Annotated in this window: 10 protein-coding genes and 1 tRNA gene; 3 read left to right on the top strand and 8 right to left on the bottom strand. The window is 35.0% G+C overall.

Going from position 1 to position 18581, the window contains the following annotated elements:
• Positions 1-15 precede the first annotated feature (15 nt).
• From Q0871_RS14930 to nhaD, 8 genes are all read right to left on the bottom strand, one after another.
• Complete coding sequence (locus tag Q0871_RS14930) at positions 16-1464, bottom strand: RagB/SusD family nutrient uptake outer membrane protein (protein ID WP_299325229.1); 1449 nt, start codon at positions 1462-1464, stop codon at positions 16-18.
• A 17-nt stretch (positions 1465-1481) separates the two neighbouring features.
• Entirely contained in the window at positions 1482-4598 is a 3117-nt protein-coding gene (locus tag Q0871_RS14925; RefSeq protein ID WP_299325228.1) for a SusC/RagA family TonB-linked outer membrane protein, read from the bottom strand.
• Between the two features lie 928 nt (positions 4599-5526).
• A tRNA-Val gene (locus tag Q0871_RS14920) sits at positions 5527-5601 on the bottom strand.
• A 59-nt stretch (positions 5602-5660) separates the two neighbouring features.
• Positions 5661-6872, bottom strand: a complete 1212-nt coding sequence (locus Q0871_RS14915; protein WP_299325227.1) for a folylpolyglutamate synthase/dihydrofolate synthase family protein — start codon at positions 6870-6872, stop codon at positions 5661-5663.
• Entirely contained in the window at positions 6869-7807 is a 939-nt protein-coding gene (locus Q0871_RS14910; protein WP_299325226.1) for an energy transducer TonB, read from the bottom strand. Before Q0871_RS14910 ends, Q0871_RS14915 begins: the two co-directional genes overlap by 4 nt.
• Complete coding sequence (locus tag Q0871_RS14905) at positions 7808-8194, bottom strand: biopolymer transporter ExbD (protein ID WP_073247166.1); 387 nt, start codon at positions 8192-8194, stop codon at positions 7808-7810.
• Between the two features lie 9 nt (positions 8195-8203).
• Positions 8204-8893 (bottom strand): MotA/TolQ/ExbB proton channel family protein, encoded by a 690-nt coding sequence (locus Q0871_RS14900; RefSeq protein WP_299325225.1) that lies wholly within the window; start codon positions 8891-8893, stop codon positions 8204-8206.
• 52 nt (positions 8894-8945) lie between these two features.
• The gene (nhaD, locus tag Q0871_RS14895) at positions 8946-10316 is read right to left on the bottom strand and encodes a sodium:proton antiporter NhaD (protein ID WP_299325224.1); all 1371 of its coding nucleotides are present in this window, start codon (positions 10314-10316) and stop codon (positions 8946-8948) included.
• Between the two features lie 338 nt (positions 10317-10654).
• Between nhaD and Q0871_RS14890 the strand changes: the two genes are divergently transcribed.
• The 3 genes from Q0871_RS14890 (at position 10655) to Q0871_RS14880 (ending at position 18098) form a co-directional block, all read left to right on the top strand.
• The gene (locus Q0871_RS14890) at positions 10655-11794 is read left to right on the top strand and encodes an acyl-CoA dehydrogenase (RefSeq protein WP_299325223.1); all 1140 of its coding nucleotides are present in this window, start codon (positions 10655-10657) and stop codon (positions 11792-11794) included.
• 319 nt (positions 11795-12113) lie between these two features.
• Positions 12114-16622 (top strand): glutamate synthase large subunit, encoded by a 4509-nt coding sequence (gene gltB, locus Q0871_RS14885; protein ID WP_299325222.1) that lies wholly within the window; start codon positions 12114-12116, stop codon positions 16620-16622.
• Between the two features lie 9 nt (positions 16623-16631).
• Positions 16632-18098, top strand: coding sequence for a glutamate synthase subunit beta (locus Q0871_RS14880; RefSeq protein ID WP_299325221.1), 1467 nt, complete (start codon positions 16632-16634; stop codon positions 18096-18098).
• Positions 18099-18581 lie beyond the last annotated feature (483 nt).

Genomic DNA, 18581 nt, shown 5'->3' with positions numbered 1-18581 from the left:
AGTTTTTATTTAAAATTAATACCCTGGGTTTTGTGTTAATAGCCCTCCACTTAAATTAATTTCCCTTGAAGGAATTGGCAATAATAAATCTGTCGCAGTAAACGAGTATTCATTGTCGGCAGCATATGCACTCAAAACCTCTTCAGCAACACCAAATCTTATTAAATCAAAGAAACGTTGGTTTTCAAAAGCTAATTCTACACGTCTCTCTAATAACAACTCATCTTTTGAAACACTACTTATTGTATTAGGTGCCGTATCTGGAAAAGCTCTATCTCTTACTTGCTGAAAAGAACTGATAACACTCGCATTAGAAGTACTCGTACCAGCGCCTATAGCTGCTTCAACATGCATTAACAATACATCAGCATAACGCAAGGCAATATAATCGTTGCCAGCGTTACGCGCATTATCACCATAGGTAGGCGGAAATACAGATATATCGGAACCTTCAGGTAAAAACTTAGTAACCTCACTTCTAGTAGGGAACGTAATAAAAGATACTTCTGAGCGTGTTCCACCAAAGGCTTGAAGATCAGCAATCAAATTATTTTCTACAATATTCTGTCCATCATCTGAACCAGCACGAACAGTTGATGTAAATTCAGCAGAAAAACTTTGGCTTTCATTAGGATTACCGAACGCATATTCAATGGCAAAAATTATTTCACTATTCAATTCGTCGTAAAATACATCAGAAAAATTTTCTTGTAAGCTAAATTCGCCACTATTAATTATGGCTTCACATAGTTGCTGTGCAGCTGCATAATTTCTTGTCGGTTGCGTCAAATAAACCTTTGCCAACAAAGCTTGTGCTGCAGCTCTTGAAGCTCTAGACTTAAAAGTATTATCCAATACACCTGCAGCTTCTTGTAAATCTTCTACAATCTGCGCATATATCAATTCCTCTGAAACCCTAGTAAAAGTTGACTCGGTATCCGATGCCAAGACTACATCGGTAACCAAAGGTACATCACCATATAATCTTACCAAGTTAAAATACGCATAAGCTCTTAAAAATTTGGCTTCAGCTGTATATCGAGCTTGATTGCTTTCATCAGCAATATCAATAAAACTTAACATATTATTGGCCCTGAATATAATCGAGTACATAGAAGCATAATAATCTTCTGATTCCGTATTCGTTGGTTGTATTAAATATCTATGAAAATCGGCTTTAGAACCCTCTAAAGTCTGATTTCTTGTATTATCCGATCGATGCTCGGTCAACAGATGCTCAAATTGAACACCTCTATTAAAATCGGTATCACTAGATTCCGTATTTGAATTTACTCCCTGAAGAGCATCATAAATTCCAAATAGACCACTCTCCACATCCGCATCAGTCTGAAAGAAAGTATCCTCTACGATTACGGTATCCGGTAATGGATTTAAAAATTCATCTGCATCACATGACGTCATTATTGCCGCCAGTGAAAATGCTAAATATTTTATATATCTCATAATTCTCTTTTTTATATTTAAAAATCAATATTTAGGCCAAATGTTATCGTGCTGAAAACCGGTGTACCAGCTCTTTGAGAACCAAATGCTCTTGGATCACCGTTATCATCATGTTCAGGATTGAAACCATGATAATCATTTGCCGTAATATAAAGAAGGTTCTGTCCCGTAGCATAGACCCTAAGACCCGATAAACCAATAGTTGAAAGCGTTTGTTTATCAAAATTATAACCAATATTTACATTTCGTAAAGAGAAATAATCTGCGCTAGCAATTACTTCGTTAGTCAATACTTTCTCTTGAATAAAAGATGTATCTGAAACTAAACCATCTGCAACTATTTCATTAGGATCTCTCGTGGAGTTTCCAAACCAGTTATAGAAGTATTGGTCACCGATATTATTTATCTGCGCACCTAAACTACCCTGTAACTGAAAAGAAAAATCAACATTACCAACCTGAAATTCATTTGTGAAACTATAAATTAAATCTGGATAAGGATTACCCAATATAGTCTTATCCTCATCCGTAATAATACCATCACCGTTTAAATCCTTAACGATAGTATCTTCTGATTGTCCATTAATCCTATTGTAAGGATTATCAACATAAGATGTTCTAAATGAGACTTCATCAAATTTTTCAGTATCAACCACAAAACCGTAGTATGAAGAAATTGGCTGACCAATTCTATTGATCCATAGCGAATTTCTACCGTAAGTATCTTGAATCAGTGCATTATTAGAATCTCCAAAACTTAATAATTCATTTTTGTTGGTTGAAGCTATAAAAGTAGAGTTCCATCTAAATTTCTCTTTAGAAATATTCTTGGTTCTCAGTTCAAATTCAACACCTCGATTTTGAACTTCTCCTAAATTAACAACACCACTATTAAATCCAGTTACATAAGAAACAGGATTTTCCAATAATAATTCATCACTTGTTCTTTGGTAAAAATCAAGAGAACCGGTAATTCTATTATTTAAAAACCCATAATCTAAACCGACCGTAAATTCTTTTGAAGCCTCCCATTGCAAAAGTGCATTGGCAATATTCAACGGAGATACACCTGTCACCAAAGAACCATCTACAATAGCGTTGGAATTTTGCAATAAAGCCAAGTAAGGCCAATTATTTACTATTTCTGAGCCAACATTAAAGTTCTCTGCCCCTGTAAGACCGTAACTAGCTCTAAATTTTAGATTACTAATCGTCTCACTATCTAATAAGAAATTCTCTTTAGCAACATTCCAACCCACAGATACAGAAGGGAAGTTACCCCATTTATTATCTAAACCAAAAACAGAACTACCATCTCGTCTAAAAGAAGCATTGAACAAGTATTTGTCCTTATATGCATAATTCAACCTAGCGAACATACCTATCTTCTTAAGTTCCGTATTGGATTGAAATACAGTTGTGTTATCAGGATTAGCACCTTGTATATTTCTTAGGCGGTCATCTGTAAAACCATTACCCTCTATCTCACTAGTTTCACTTGTACGTTGTTGTACTGTAAGACCACCTAATAAACTAAGGTCATGATTTCCAAATGTTTTATTGTAATTTATAGTATTATCATTAATAAGTCTTGTACGAAATCTGTTATTTAAAACATAGTTTGATCTACTAGCACCTGAAGCATGGTAATTTACACCATCATAGCGATCTCTTTTTCGCTGCTCAATAGTTACACCTAACGAAGTTTTAAGCGTTAGGCCATCTGCCAACAAATAGCTTAAATAAGTTGAACCGAACAATTTTTGATTAATTTCAGTATGTTGGCGTTCAACATATTGTTGAAAAGGATTTGAATCACCAGAAGTTCTAGGACGTTCTGTATTCTGACTTCCATCAGCATTTAAATCATTGTCAAAATTTCTATTATCCAAATGATTCTCCAAAAAGTAATCTCCAACTCCAACGTCAGGATATACGTCACGATTGATAAACTGTAAAGATTCTTCAGTATGGTATATTGGCAACCATGGTGACTGACGTAGTGGATTATGAATAGATGTAGGAAGAACCCTTTGCTCCGTATAAGAAGGAGATGCCGAAAGTCCAAATCTTAATTTCTTACCAATTTTAGTATCAAATTTTAAGCTTGCCGTATATAATTTGTAATCATCCGTAATAATCACCCCCTCATCACTAAGTGAACGCAAAGAAGCACTAAACGTTGAATCCTCAGAACCACCTCTTGCAGATAACGAGTGACTAGTTACAGTACCACCATCAAAAAAGACATCTTGCCAGTCCCTGTCTATACCAGTAGCCTCTGTTATCGCCAGGGCGTAAAGAGTTTCCCCTGAAATCGTTCCAGTTTCTGCTTGTTCTCTACGAGCCCAATCAGCAGTATTCTTACGATAATCATCGCTACCATGAGCCTGCTTAAAGCCTGTGTAGGTCTGGTAACTAAATTTTGTTTTTCCTGCCTTACCCTTTTTAGTCGTAATCAAGATGACACCGTTTGCACCTTCACTACCATAAATGGAAGCTGAAGCTGCATCTTTTAAAACCTCAAAGGATTCAACATCGTTCATATCAATGTTCCCCAAGAAATCAGAACTTACTACAATACCATCAACAACCAAAGCTGGTCCTGAATCGGCAGTTACCGAACCAACCCCTCTAATAGTGATAGTTGGTGCCCCACCAGCTTCAGCATTCGTAGATTGGATATTTACACCGGATACTTGACCGATAAGGGCATCATCCACCCTAGATACCGCAATCTGATCTAAAGTTTCATTAACTACCTTAGAAACCGATCCTGTAACGGATGATTTTTTCTGAGTACCATACCCTACTACAACTACTTCATCAAGCTGACTTGCATCTTCCGCCAATGTTATATTTACCGTTTGCTGAGTACCTATAGTGACATTTTGTGTACTATAACCGATATAGGAAAATCTCAAAACATCACCGCTGCTAACCTTTATAGTGTAGTTACCATCAAAATCACTTTGAGTTCCTCTTGTTGTATTTGCTACAACGATATTTGCACCAGGTATTGGTACATTGTTTGCATCTACTACCGTACCTGATAGATCATAGGTGTCTTGTGCAAATAATTGAATGTTGACAAGCAACATTACAACCATAAAAATTTTTAATTTAAAATTCATCTGTGTTATATTAAGTTAGTTCTATTGAATTGGCTTGTACCATCTTTTTGATCTACTTAAAATGCGATTATATATCTCGCATCATAATCTTCAATATTCCTATACACACCCTTTCATCTTAAATCAATGAAAATTCCTATTTTTACCAGGAAATGTGTTTATAGTAATATTTACATGTTTGTGTATTACTTCCCTTCGAAATGAAGTAATTTTTTTTACTAAAAGGATGGGCGAGCACCCGTCCTTTTTTTATGCAATTCTGCTCTAAAGTTTCACGTCATTTTTTTTAGTTTATAAAGGTTCTTTAATTTCAATATTTTAACTGGTTTACCAAATTGGTTCGTCAAACTGGTTTACCAAATATATGTTATTATATTGTTAAAAAAAATTACATTAATGATTTAGGGTGGTGTTTTTTGAGATTAAACAAGTTTCTACTTCCTAATATTACATAATTGTCAAAATTTTGAGCACATTTTCAGAAATACATAATTAGACCAAAAACCGCAGTATATATGATGGTTAGAAAGGGTTTTACCATTATCAAAAACAAAACTATTCCATAGAATAAGGTCAAAAACCATAAACAACCAGAACTCTTAAAAATTTAACATATTTTATATCCTTTCAAGGATATTATTTCAAAATACACCTTAATAAATGATTTGAAAACATAAAACAACTTCATAAACATCAACGATAAATGCTCTAATAATTACAGTAAAATCAGCGAAAAATCTTAAGTCCAAATAAAACAGCCAACATCAAAATTTTAACTGATTTGTTTTATTAATAAGTAGCTCTTAATCACTTTGTAAAATCTTAATTAAATGTAATAAGGTTACTACTTGAAGGAAAGAAAAAGTAATTCCAAAAACAGGCTAAAACTAAAAAAAGGCTTTCATTTTCATGAAAGCCTTTTAACCTGTGGGCCCTACTGGATTCGAACCAGTGACCCCCTGCTTGTAAGGCAGGTGCTCTGAACCAACTGAGCTAAGAGCCCCAATGGGGGTGCAAATATATAATACTTTTACATTTCACAAAAGAAAAATCAATAAAAATTTAAAGAACTTCTGCTACTACAAAATTACTACCGCCAACATAAATGAAACCATTCTTTTTAGCTCGTTTTTTTGCCGCTTTAAAAGCCTTATTTACAGACTTATAAACTTCACCCTTATAACCTAAATCAGAAAATACACTTGCTAATTTATTTTCATCAAGTCCCCTAAAATTTTTTGGCTTACAATAATAATATGTAGCCTTTTTAGGAAAAAGGGGTGATATTTTATTAATATCCTTATCCTTTACAAAGCCGATTACAATATGTAAGTCGTCATATTTCTGTTTCTTTACTTGTTCCATGACAAGCGAAATACCTTCTTTATTATGTGCTGTATCACAAATTATTATAGGGTCTGAACCAATTTGCTGCCATCGCCCCATAAGTTGTGTATTATCTACGACACCTATCAATCCTTGAACTATATTACTTTCGGTTATTACGAAACCAGATAAGGTATTTAAAGTTGCAAGTACTCCTTTTATATTTTTCTTCTGATAAGAACCTAACAAACCGATTTCATAATCAGGATAATCCGCATCTTCAGCAAAAATTATTTTAGCATTATTATCTTTTGCGACTAAATTAAATACCTGTGCTGTTTCAATATTATACTCACTTATTACCACTGGAACCCCCGATTTTATAATACCTGCTTTCTCGCCTGCAATTTTAACGATAGTATCGCCGAGCATATCAACATGGTCTAAACCAATATTTGTTATCAGACTAACCTCTGGCTTAATAATATTCGTAGAATCGAGCCTACCGCCCAAGCCCACTTCAATAATTGCTATATCAACCTTTTCTTGAGCAAAATATGAAAATGCCATACCAACAGTCATTTCAAAAAATGACAGCTTATTTTCAGAAAAGTATACTTGATTCTCTTGAATAAAATCAACTACCCAACGCTTAGCTACCTTATGCCCATTAATACGAATACGTTCTCTAAAATCTTTTAAATGAGGCGAGGTATACAAACCTACTTTATAGCCAGCTTCTTGAAGAATAGAAGCCAATAGATGACTACTTGACCCTTTACCGTTGGTGCCAGCTACATGAATACTCTTAAACTGTGTATGAGGGTTGTTTAAATGATTGGCAAATGATGTAATGCCATCAAGTTTTGAATTAAATGCACTATTACCTTTATTTTGATACATTGGAAGTTGTGCAAACATCCAATCTAATGTTTCTTTATAGGTCACTCTCCTAATTTGAAGTTAACAACTACAAAACCAACTTGTTGATTTGGGGCATTGCTATCTAAATTCCACTTATGCATGAATGCGGTTTTCTTGGCCGGCTCTAACAAACATCGATTATTATTAGTTGTACCTCTTACACCTGGCTCAGCACTTATCACTTTACCATTACGATCTACAATAATTTTGACCACTACTCTACCTGACTCGTTACATTCCTGCTGCACTTGCCCTTTGTTTACTAATGATCGACCATTTAAGCCATAACCACCAGTTCCACTACCACTACCGGGACTTCCATAATAACTAGTTGCATATGGATCACCGTCTGGTTGACCTTTATCTCCTACCTTATTATCATCACCTTCGCTACCAGATGCTGTGCCGTCAGATTTATTAAGACCACCCATCATTGCGTCTAAAGCTTTCTTTTTAGCTTCTTGCTCTTGGCGTGCCTGATCTTCGGCATCTTTCTTTTGCTTAGCAATTTTTGCTGCTTCAGCCTTTTTCTTATTCTCTACTGCTTCTGCTTTTCTTTTTGCATCTGCAGCGGCTTCATCAGCCTTTCTTTTAGCTTCTTTTGCCTGATTGATTTTTATAGCCTCTTCATTATCTTGAGTCAATAACTTTTCTGCAGGCGCCTCTTTCTCGGCCACAGCTTCTTCGACTTCTTCTAAAGGTTCCTCAACAGTTTCTGCAACTTCTTGTATTGTTGGCTCAACGGGAGGAGTATCTAAAGGCTCTGACTGTATCTTTTCTTTTGGCTGTACTTTACCGCTACCAAATTCCATTGTGCCAAAATTAACAGAGATTCCGTTTTCTTCTGGCGGATCCATATAATTTAGACCGATATAAAATAAAACCAACAATAACGCACTTAACAACAATGTGGTAAGTGTCAATGATTTCTTTTTATGTTTCGTATCTAAAAATGCCATTTAGTTCGGGCGTACTGCCAAAATAACCTTATAATTATTTCTATTTGCGATGTCCATAACATATACAGCTTCTTTAATCGCAACACTTTCTTCTGTTCTAAGTATGATAGTAGGACTATCTTGACCAGCTAAAGCTTTCTTCAACTCTATCTCTATATATTCACCATTAATACGTTCATCATTAACGAAGTATTGAAGGTTCTTATCTATACTTACAGATACATTCTGAGTATTTGTAGATTTCCCTTTCGCTTTAGGAAGTAATAAATCTAAAGCGTTCGGTGAATTTGCGGTTAGCATGAAAAATACCAATAACAAGAATACAATATCTGTCATTGAAGACATGCTAAAGTCTGGACTGACTTTATTTCTTCCTTTTAATTTCATAGTATAAAATTAAAGAGGTTCGTTTAATAAATCTAAGAATTCTACAGCGTTAGCTTCCATTTTATGAACCACCTTATCAGTTCTGTTCACTAAATGATTATACCCCACGTAAGCAATAATACCTACAATAAGACCTGCAACTGTTGTTGTCATTGCTGTATAAATACCAGATGCCAATGAACCCATTTCTGCTTGACCACCACTACTGGCCATTTCATGAAAAGCAAGAATCATACCGATAACCGTCCCCAAGAAACCAATCATTGGGGCAGCACCTGCTACTGTTGCTAGAATACTTACATTCTTTTCAAGCTTATAAACTTCAAGAGTACCAGCGTTTTCTATAGCGGTATTTATATCATCCAACGGCTTTCCTATACGAGAAACACCTTTCTCAGTCAATCTAGCTACCGGCGAATCTGTCTGAGCACATAAAAGCTTTGCAGCATCTAATTTACCCGTAGTAACATAATCTCGTATTTGATTCATAAAATTCTTATCTATTTTAGATGCAGCATTTACAGCAAGTAAACGCTCAAAATAGATATATAGAGCTACGCCCAACATTATAAATAATACCGATATAATAATGACACTACCTGTACCGCCATTAAATATTAAATCTATAACCGAAAGAGTTTTCTCTTCAGACAATAATTCTTCGCTCGCATCTTGAGCCAAATCCTGGAATAATAACATAGTATTCTTTAAGTATTGAATTTGCCTTTATAACGATGAATTGCGAATTAAATTATGCGTTAAGTACAAAATCTCTTAATAGGATAAAAACAACAGCCCCACTAATAAAACCTGCAAAAGCCAACCATGCAATCTTTTTAAGATACCAGAAAAAATCAATTTTCTCCATACCCATTGCAACAACACCTGCGGCAGAACCAATTATCAACATACTACCACCAGTACCAGCAGAATAAGCAATAAAATGCCATAACGGATTATCTAAAGGTTCGCTAAACATACCCATACTTGCAGCAACCAAAGGTACGTTATCAATAACCGCAGATCCCAAACCAAACAACAATACTACAACATCAGTATTTGGTATTGCTTCATTTAGTGCACCTGCAGCATTAAATAGTATACCTAATGATTCCATAGCAGCTACCGCTAACAAAATTCCTAAGAAGAACAATATACTTGGCAATTCTATTTTAGATAAAGAATGGTGAACAGGACTATGGTGACCTTCACTATCTTGACCTTCTGGGTCTACTGAAGAAATGCTAAATTTCTTATTACTATATATTTCAGCGAAAGTTGCTACAACAGCCAATGACAACATCATACCAACATAAGGTGGTAAATGAGTTACCGTCTTAAAAATAGGAACGAATAAAATGGCTCCTAGACCTAAGTACAACATTACTCCACTATACTTAGACTTAGATTTTTCTTCTTCTAATTCCCCATCGATCAAACCCTTAAACACCTTAAACCTACTTGCTATTACAACAGGAACAATCATACAAACCAATGAAGGTAAAAGAACATGAAGTACTAACTGACCGGCACTTACTCTATTAGCAATCCACAGCATGGTAGTGGTAACATCGCCAATTGGTGACCAAGCACCACCAGCATTTGCTGTAATAACTATCATACCAGCAAACCACAATTTTGTTTCCCTATCCTTAATTACTTTTTGAAGTATGGTAATCAAAACTATTGTCGCCGTTAAATTATCTATGATAGCAGATAACACGAAAGCCAATATTGAAAACAACCAAAGTAATTTACTTTTTTGCTTTGTTTTTATAAAGCCTTTTATGGTTGCAAAACCATCGAAATAATCGATTATTTCTACAATGGTCATTGCCCCTAATAAGAAAAATAAGATTTCAGCAGTTTTACCCAAATGATGCAAAAGAGATTCCTCCATCATATGCATTCGATCCAAATGCCCAAATTTATCAAATCCTTCAACAAGACTTTGATGAGCAGAATCAAACCAGTTTTCATAGCCATCTATACCAAGAGCTATTAGCGCCCAAAGTATAGCCATCATAGCTAATGCTGGAATTAATTTATCTATTTTAAGATTGTGTTCTAAGGTAATGGCAAGATATCCGGCCAAAAAAACAATAACAATGATGGTTTCCATTTTCGTTGGTTTTTTAAAGTAACTAGTTATTAGTTGTAAATATAGGTTCTAATTCTAAAAAATAAATCTTCCAAATATATTTAAAATTGTCTGTGAATTCCTAATGAATTGACAATAATACCGAAGTTATTTGACTTCCAAATACTTAAATCGACACTATTATAAATTTAACAGGTTTTTAATGACCACATTTTAACGCATAAGAAAATGTTAAATATGAACTGATGCTATATTACGATAATACTATTGTTACAAAATCGGTCAAAAGGAGGTGTTTAAGTGTAATATTTAACTACTATATCTTTATCTTTGATTTGTTAACCTTTATATATAATTAGATGGATTTTTCATTAAATGAAGAACAAAAACTTATAAAACAAGCTGCCCGTGATTTTGCCGAAACTGAACTTTTAGCAGAAGTAATTGAACGTGACGACGCCCAAAGATTCCCCACAGAGGAAATTAAAAAATTGGGTGAACTTGGATTCCTAGGAATGATGGTAGACCCAAAGTATGGCGGAAGCGGTCTTGATACGCTATCATATGTAATAGCCATGGAAGAAATTTCTAAAATTGACGCTTCGACTTCAGTTATAATGTCAGTAAATAATTCTCTTGTATGCTGGGGATTAGAAAAATTTGGCTCTGAAGCTCAAAAGGAAAAGTATCTTACTAAACTTTCTACAGGAGAGCAAATAGGTGCGTTTTGCCTTTCTGAACCAGAAGCTGGTAGTGATGCTACATCTCAAAAAACAACTGCAATAGATATGGGCGACCATTATATTGTAAACGGCACTAAAAACTGGATTACAAATGGCGGTACTGCAAGTACATATATTGTAATTGCACAAACCGATAAAGACAAAAAGCACAGAGGAATAAATGCTTTAATCATAGAAAAAGGTGCTCCCGGATTTGAAATTGGTCCTAAAGAAAATAAATTAGGAATCAGAGGTAGCGACACCCATTCATTAATATTTAACGATGTAAAAGTTCCGAAAGAAAATAGAATCGGCGAAGATGGCTTCGGATTCAAGTTTGCTATGAAAACTTTAGCAGGGGGTCGTATTGGTATTGCCGCGCAAGCATTGGGTATTGCCGCAGGTGCTTACGAACTAGCTTTGAAATATTCTAAAGAACGTAAGGCTTTTGGTACTGAAATCAGCAATCACCAGGCTATTGCATTTAAACTTGCAGATATGCATACCGAAATTCAAGCTGCACGATTATTAGTATATCAATCTGCAATAGATAAAGATAACGGTAACGATTATGACCTTTCTGGCGCTATGGCTAAATTATATGCGTCTAAAGTCGCTATGGAAACTACCGTTGAAGCCGTACAAATTCATGGTGGAAACGGATTTGTAAAAGACTACCACGTAGAGAGATTAATGAGAGATGCCAAAATAACACAGATATACGAAGGCACTTCAGAAATTCAAAAAATCGTTATTTCAAGAAGTATTTTGAAGTAAAATTAGATTATTCTTCATTCACCCCTATAAAAAATAGGGGTGAATTTTATTAAACTGTAATCTTACTTTGTTAACCTCTCAATAAAGTTATGCTCAATTGTTAGAAAGTTGCAAAAACTAGAATTTACCCCCTACTTCACCTATCCTTTTCGATAATATTAACTTAAATTTATCAATCTGATAAATTGAAGGTTTTAAAAATCCATAATTATCGATTTTTTAAGCTTTTATTTATTCTGTTGAATTTTTTACTTGAATTTGTTTCAATCATTGAATATAATTCAATTAAATTGATATTTTTGAAGAAATACCACAAAGGATGACACTGAAGAAGCAAGGATTATATCTACCGGAATTTGAACATGATAACTGTGGGGCTGGATTTATATGCAGTCTTAAAGGAAAAAAATCTAACGACATTATACATAAAGCGTTAGAGATACTTGAACGTTTAGAACACAGAGGTGCGGTTAGTGCCGACGGTAAGACAGGAGATGGAGCAGGTATTTTAATAGATATACCACATGATTTTTTTCAGGCTGTTTGTAGTTTCGAATTACCAAAAGCTGGTGACTATGCGGTTGGTAACATCTTTTTCCCTCGTAAAGAGAATCAACGCGATTTTTGTATCTCGGTTTTTGAGGAAAATATAAAAAAACAAGGCTTAAAACTATTAGGATGGAGAGATGTACCGGTAAACAGATCCATACCTGGTAGAATCGCCGCTGAAACCGAACCTTTTGTAAAACAAATATTCGTAGCAAAAGAGAACGAAGATCAAGATTACTTCGATTTTAATCTGAAACTTTTTATTGCACGCAAAGTAACTGAGCATACGATTATAAAATCAAAATTATCTGAAAGCAAGTTCTTTTATGTACCTAGCTTATCTACCAAGATAATTATTTTTAAAGGTTTATTGATGCCTTTAGACATTAGCCTATATTACTCAGACCTAATGGATTCTAGAGTAGTAACTAGATTAGCATTGGTTCACCAACGTTTTTCTACGAATACTTTCCCTACTTGGGATTTGGCACAACCTTTTAGATACATGTGTCATAACGGTGAAATAAACACTCTTAGAGGTAATGTTACACGCATGTTCTCTAGAGAAGAATTATTGGAGAGCGAGATGTTCGGAGATGAAATAAAAAATATTCTCCCTATAATATTACCAGGAAAGTCTGATTCTGCTACCATGGATATGGTTGTTGAACTTTTATTAATGACAGGTAGATCTTTACCTGAGGTAATGATGATATTAGTACCTGAAGCATGGGAGAAAAATGCAGAAATGTCTGAAGCTAAAAGAGCTTTTTACGAGTATCACTCTTGTATGATGGAACCTTGGGACGGACCAGCTTCTATTCCTTTTACCGACGGTAACTTTATTGGAGCAGTATTAGATAGAAACGGATTAAGACCTTCCAGATACACGGTAACAAAAGATGATTATGTGGTTATGTCATCTGAAACGGGTGTTGTTGACATCGCCCCTGACAATGTAGAATTCCACGGAAGATTACAACCAGGCAAGATGTTCTTGGTGAATATGGAAGAAGGCAGAATTATTAACGATGAAGAAATTAAGGAGAACATAGCTCAAAAATTCCCTTACAAGAAATGGCTAAATGACAACCTAGTTCATTTAAAAGACATTCCTTATAATGATTGCCCTTTATTTCTAGGCGAAGAAACTTTAGAGAAAAGAAAATCTGTATTTGGATATACATTAGAAGATATCAATACAATAGTTCTTCCTATGGCAAAAGCCGGCAAAGAACCAATTGGCTCAATGGGTTCAGATACGCCAATTGCTGTTTTATCTCAACGACCTCAATTAATATACAATTATTTTAAGCAATTATTCGCCCAAGTAACGAACCCTCCTCTAGATGGTATTCGTGAAGAATTGATTACAGATATTAGTTTAACTTTGGGTAGCGACCATAATATATTCGAGTTTTCAGAATTACACTGTAGAAAACTTAAAATTCAAAATCCTGTAATTTCTAAAGAGGATTTGGATAAAATTAAAAATTACGATGTAAGTCCAGATTACAAAGTAGTCTCAATTACGATGTTATATGCTATCAAACAAGGGCATAACGGACTAGAAGATGCTTTACAAGCATTATTAAATCAAGCATCTAAAGCTGTAGACGAGGGAGCAAATATTATTATTCTTTCAGATAGAAATGTTACAGAAGAAATGGCTCCTATTCCAGCACTTTTGGCTTGCTCATTTGTAAATAGTGGATTACAGAAACTAGGCAAACGTTCTAAACTTAGTGTTATAATAGAATCTGCAGAGCCACGCGAAGTACATCATTTCGCGTTATTATTTGGCTTTGGTGCAAGTGCTATAAATCCTTATTTGGTTAATGAAATTATTGCAGAGCAAATAGAGGAACATGATATTACAGAAATATCGTTTGACGATGCTATTAAAAATTACAATAAGGCTGTCGGAAAAGGCATTTTAAAAGTGATGAACAAAATCGGTATTTCAACACTGAATTCTTACCGTGGATCTCAACTTTTTGAATGTATTGGTATCAATACTAAGGTTGTTGAAAAATATTTTCCGAATACACCAACACGTATTCAAGGAATTGGTCTTTATCAAATTGAAAAAGAGATTGCACTACGTCATCATAAAACATTTAGCAAAAAACATATCGATGCTAATTTAGATTTAGAAATTGGCGGAGAATACAGATGGAGAAGAGATGGTGAAAAACACATGTTCAATCCACTATCCATAGCAAAACTTCAAAAGTCTGTGCGTAATAATGAGCCAGACACATACAAGGAGTACTCGAGTATGGTTAATGAGCAATCTAAAAACCTTATGACGATTAGAGGTCTTTTTGAATTCTCTAATTATGACCCAATTCCATTAGAAGATGTTGAACCATGGACAGAAATTGTAAAAAGATTCAAAACTGGTGCAATGTCTTATGGATCTATCAGTAAAGAAGCGCATGAGAATTTAGCGATTGCGATGAACCGTATTGGTGGTAAAAGTAACTCAGGCGAAGGTGGGGAAGATCAAAATAGATTCTATAAAAACTCTACTGGAGACTGGAGAAATAGTGCTATAAAACAAGTTGCATCAGGTAGGTTCGGTGTTACTTCTAACTACTTGACTAATGCTAAAGAAATTCAAATAAAAATGGCACAAGGTGCCAAACCAGGTGAGGGTGGTCAATTACCAGGACCAAAAGTAAATCCTGAAATTGCAAAAACAAGAAATTCTACGCCTTATGTAGGGTTAATATCTCCACCACCACATCACGACATCTATTCTATTGAAGATTTATCTCAACTAATTTATGATTTAAAATCTGCTAATAGAAAAGCTAGAATTAATGTAAAATTAGTTTCTGAAGTTGGTGTAGGTACCGTTGCAGCTGGTGTTGCTAAAGCTAAAGCTGATGTAGTATTAGTTTCTGGTTTTGATGGTGGTACAGGAGCTTCTCCTTTAACCTCATTAAAACATTGTGGTTTACCATGGGAACTTGGTATTGCCGAAGCACAACAAACACTAGTATTAAATGATTTAAGAAATAGAATTGTTCTTGAATGTGACGGGCAATTAAAAACTGGTAGAGATGTTGCCATAGCCTGCCTCTTAGGTGCCGAAGAATTCGGTTTCGCCACCGCACCACTTGTAGCATCTGGTTGTATCATGATGCGAGTATGTCACTTAAACACTTGCCCAGTAGGTATCGCTACTCAAAACCCTGAGTTAAGAAAGAAATTCAACGGTAAGCCAGAACATGTAGTTAACTACATGTATTTTGTAGCACAAGAGTTACGAGAAATCATGGCGCAATTAGGCTTTAAGACTATAAATGAAATGGTAGGTCAGGTTCAAAAACTAGATCGTAAAAAAGCAATTGACCATTACAAATCAGCTGGTATAGATTTAACTCCAATACTACATCAAGTAGATGTACCTAAAGGAACTAAATTCTACAATACAGAAAAACAAAAACACGATATAGATAAATCTATAGAGTTTGATATTATAGCAAAAGCTAATCCTTCTTTATTTAGAAAAGAGAAATTAATCTTAGATTACCCTATTTGTAATACTGATCGTGCCGTTGGTGCAATCATTAGTAATGAGATATCTAAGACTTATGGCGCAGAAGGATTACCAATAAACACACTACGCCTTAATTTCACAGGGTCTGCAGGACAAAGTTTTGGAGCATTTGCAACAAGGGGACTTACAATGATTGTTAATGGAAATACCAATGATTATTTAGGAAAAGGACTTTCAGGCGCGAAACTAGTTATCAAAGTACCTGAGAAATCAACGATAGTACCTGAAGACAATGTAATTACTGGTAATGTTACTTTATATGGAGCTACCGCTGGTAGAGCTTATATTAACGGAAAAGCTGGAGAACGTTTTTGTGTCCGTAATTCTGGAGCCAAAGCTGTAGTGGAGGGTATTGGAGATCACGGTTGTGAATATATGACTGGTGGTGTTGCTGTTATTCTTGGTGAAGTAGGTAGAAACTTTGGTGCAGGTATGAGTGGCGGTATTGCATTTGTATTAGATAGTAACAAAACTTTTAAAAAGCGATGCAGTACAGAAGGTCTTAATCTTTTAGAAGTAACTGAGACCAATGATATCGAGCAATTAAAAGATTTAATTGAAAGCCATTATAACTCTACATCAAGTCCATTAGCTCAACGTATTTTAGAAAATTGGGAATCGTACTTACCTAAATTCGTTAAGGTCTTACCTGAAGAATACAGACAAGCTTTAATTAGATTAGAGGAAGAAAATTTACAAACTATTTAAGATCGGAATATGGGAAAGATTACAGGATTTTTGGAATTCGATAGAAAAATTGAAGCATACGAACCGGTTGAGGAACGTTTAAAAGATTATAAAGAATTTACAATACCATTACCTGAAAAGGAAATGAAAGAGCAAGGTGCTCGTTGCATGGATTGTGGTATACCTTTTTGTCATAGTGGTTGCCCTTTAGGAAATTTAATTCCTGATTTCAACGATGCAGTATACCGCTCTAAATGGGAAAAAGCGAGTGAAATTTTACATTCAACAAACAACTTTCCGGAATTTACAGGAAGATTGTGCCCTGCACCATGCGAAGAAGCTTGTGTACTTGGCATTAATGAAGACCCAGTAACTATTGAAAATATCGAGAAAAATATTGTTGAAACTGCTTTTAAGAAAGGGTGGATTACTGCTAAGTTACCTTTGAACAAAACAGGTAAAAAAGTTGCAGTAGTAGGTTCAGGACCTGCAGGTTTAGCAACTGCACAACAATTGAACAGAGCGGGTCATGATGTTACCGTATTTGAACGTGATGAAAAACCTGGCGGATTAATGCGTTATGGTATTCCAGATTTCAAAATGGAGAAAAACGTAATCGACAGACGTTTAGATGTTCTTAAAGAAGAAGGTATAACTTTCAAATGTGGAGTTCATATAGGCGTGGATATTAAAGCGGATACACTAAAAGAAGAATATGACGCGATTGTATTAACTGGTGGTGCAACTATCAGAAGAAATTTACCAATTGAAGGTTCAGATTTAAAAGGAGTGGTTCAAGCAATGGACTTTCTTGGTCAAAACAATAGACGTGTAGACGGCATTAAAGATTTAGGCAAAGAAATCAAAGCAACAGGTAAAGATGTAGTTGTTATAGGTGGCGGTGATACAGGATCTGATTGTATCGGTACTTCGTTTCGCCATGGGGCTACTTCTGTATCCAATTTCGAAATTATGCCAATGGCTACAGCAGAAAGACCAGAAGGTCAACCTTGGCCATTTTGGCCTATGAGATTAAGAACAAGCTCTTCACATAAAGAAGGAGCTGAACGTTTCTTCAGCATATCTACAAAGAAATTTATTGGTGATGCCAATGGAAATTTAACAGGATTAATAACTTCAGAGGTAGAATGGATAAAAACTCCTGGGCAACGTCCACAACTTAAAGAAGTTCCTGGCACAGAAAAGGAATGGAAATGTGAATTAGCACTATTAGCTTTAGGCTTCACAGGATCTGAAAATACAGTTGCCGGTCAATTAGGCTTAGAAATGGATGCTAGAACAAATATTAAAGCATCTGAAAATGATTATAAAACTAATGTAGCAGGCGTATTTGCTGCAGGTGACCAAAGAAGAGGTCAATCACTAATTGTTTGGGCTATATCTGAAGGTCGACAAGCTGCGCATCATGTAGATAAATTCTTAATGGGTGAAACTGCTTTACCTCTTAAAGGAGAAGGTGATTTACCAAGAGTATAATATTCCTACAAATAGCATTAAAAGCCCCGACTATTCATTTAGTTGGGGCTTTTTTCATTTAGACCAAGAACAGTTTTACCTAATAAGTTCTGGCCAAGTTTAGTTTTGCTGAACCAATTAAATAGATGAATGAGTATACTTCCATTCAAGTCTGGTTTTAAACTAACGTTTTTGAGTATGAACAAAATGGGAATGAACTCAAGCTAAGAAAGAATGCACTAATGCATATAATCCTATCTCAGTTATTAAGTTATTCTAAAGATTGGTACAATATTAACTATCCTAACAGACTTATCTATATAACTTAATTCTAGTAGTAGTAGTGGTGGTAATAATGCTACCACACTCATTTATAGCGTGTATATCAGGTATAGTTTTGTTGATTTTATGGTATAAAAAAAGCCCTTTACATTACTGTAAAGGGCTTTCGAAAAAGGCGGCTACCTACTCTCCCACTTGGTATAGCAGTACCATCGGCGCAAA

Origin of the sequence: uncultured Maribacter sp., assembly GCF_947500985.1 — a bacterium.
In the GTDB taxonomy this organism is placed as follows: domain Bacteria; phylum Bacteroidota; class Bacteroidia; order Flavobacteriales; family Flavobacteriaceae; genus Maribacter.
Note: the sequence above shows the minus strand (reverse complement) of the source record. Positions and strands in the feature narration are given on the sequence as shown.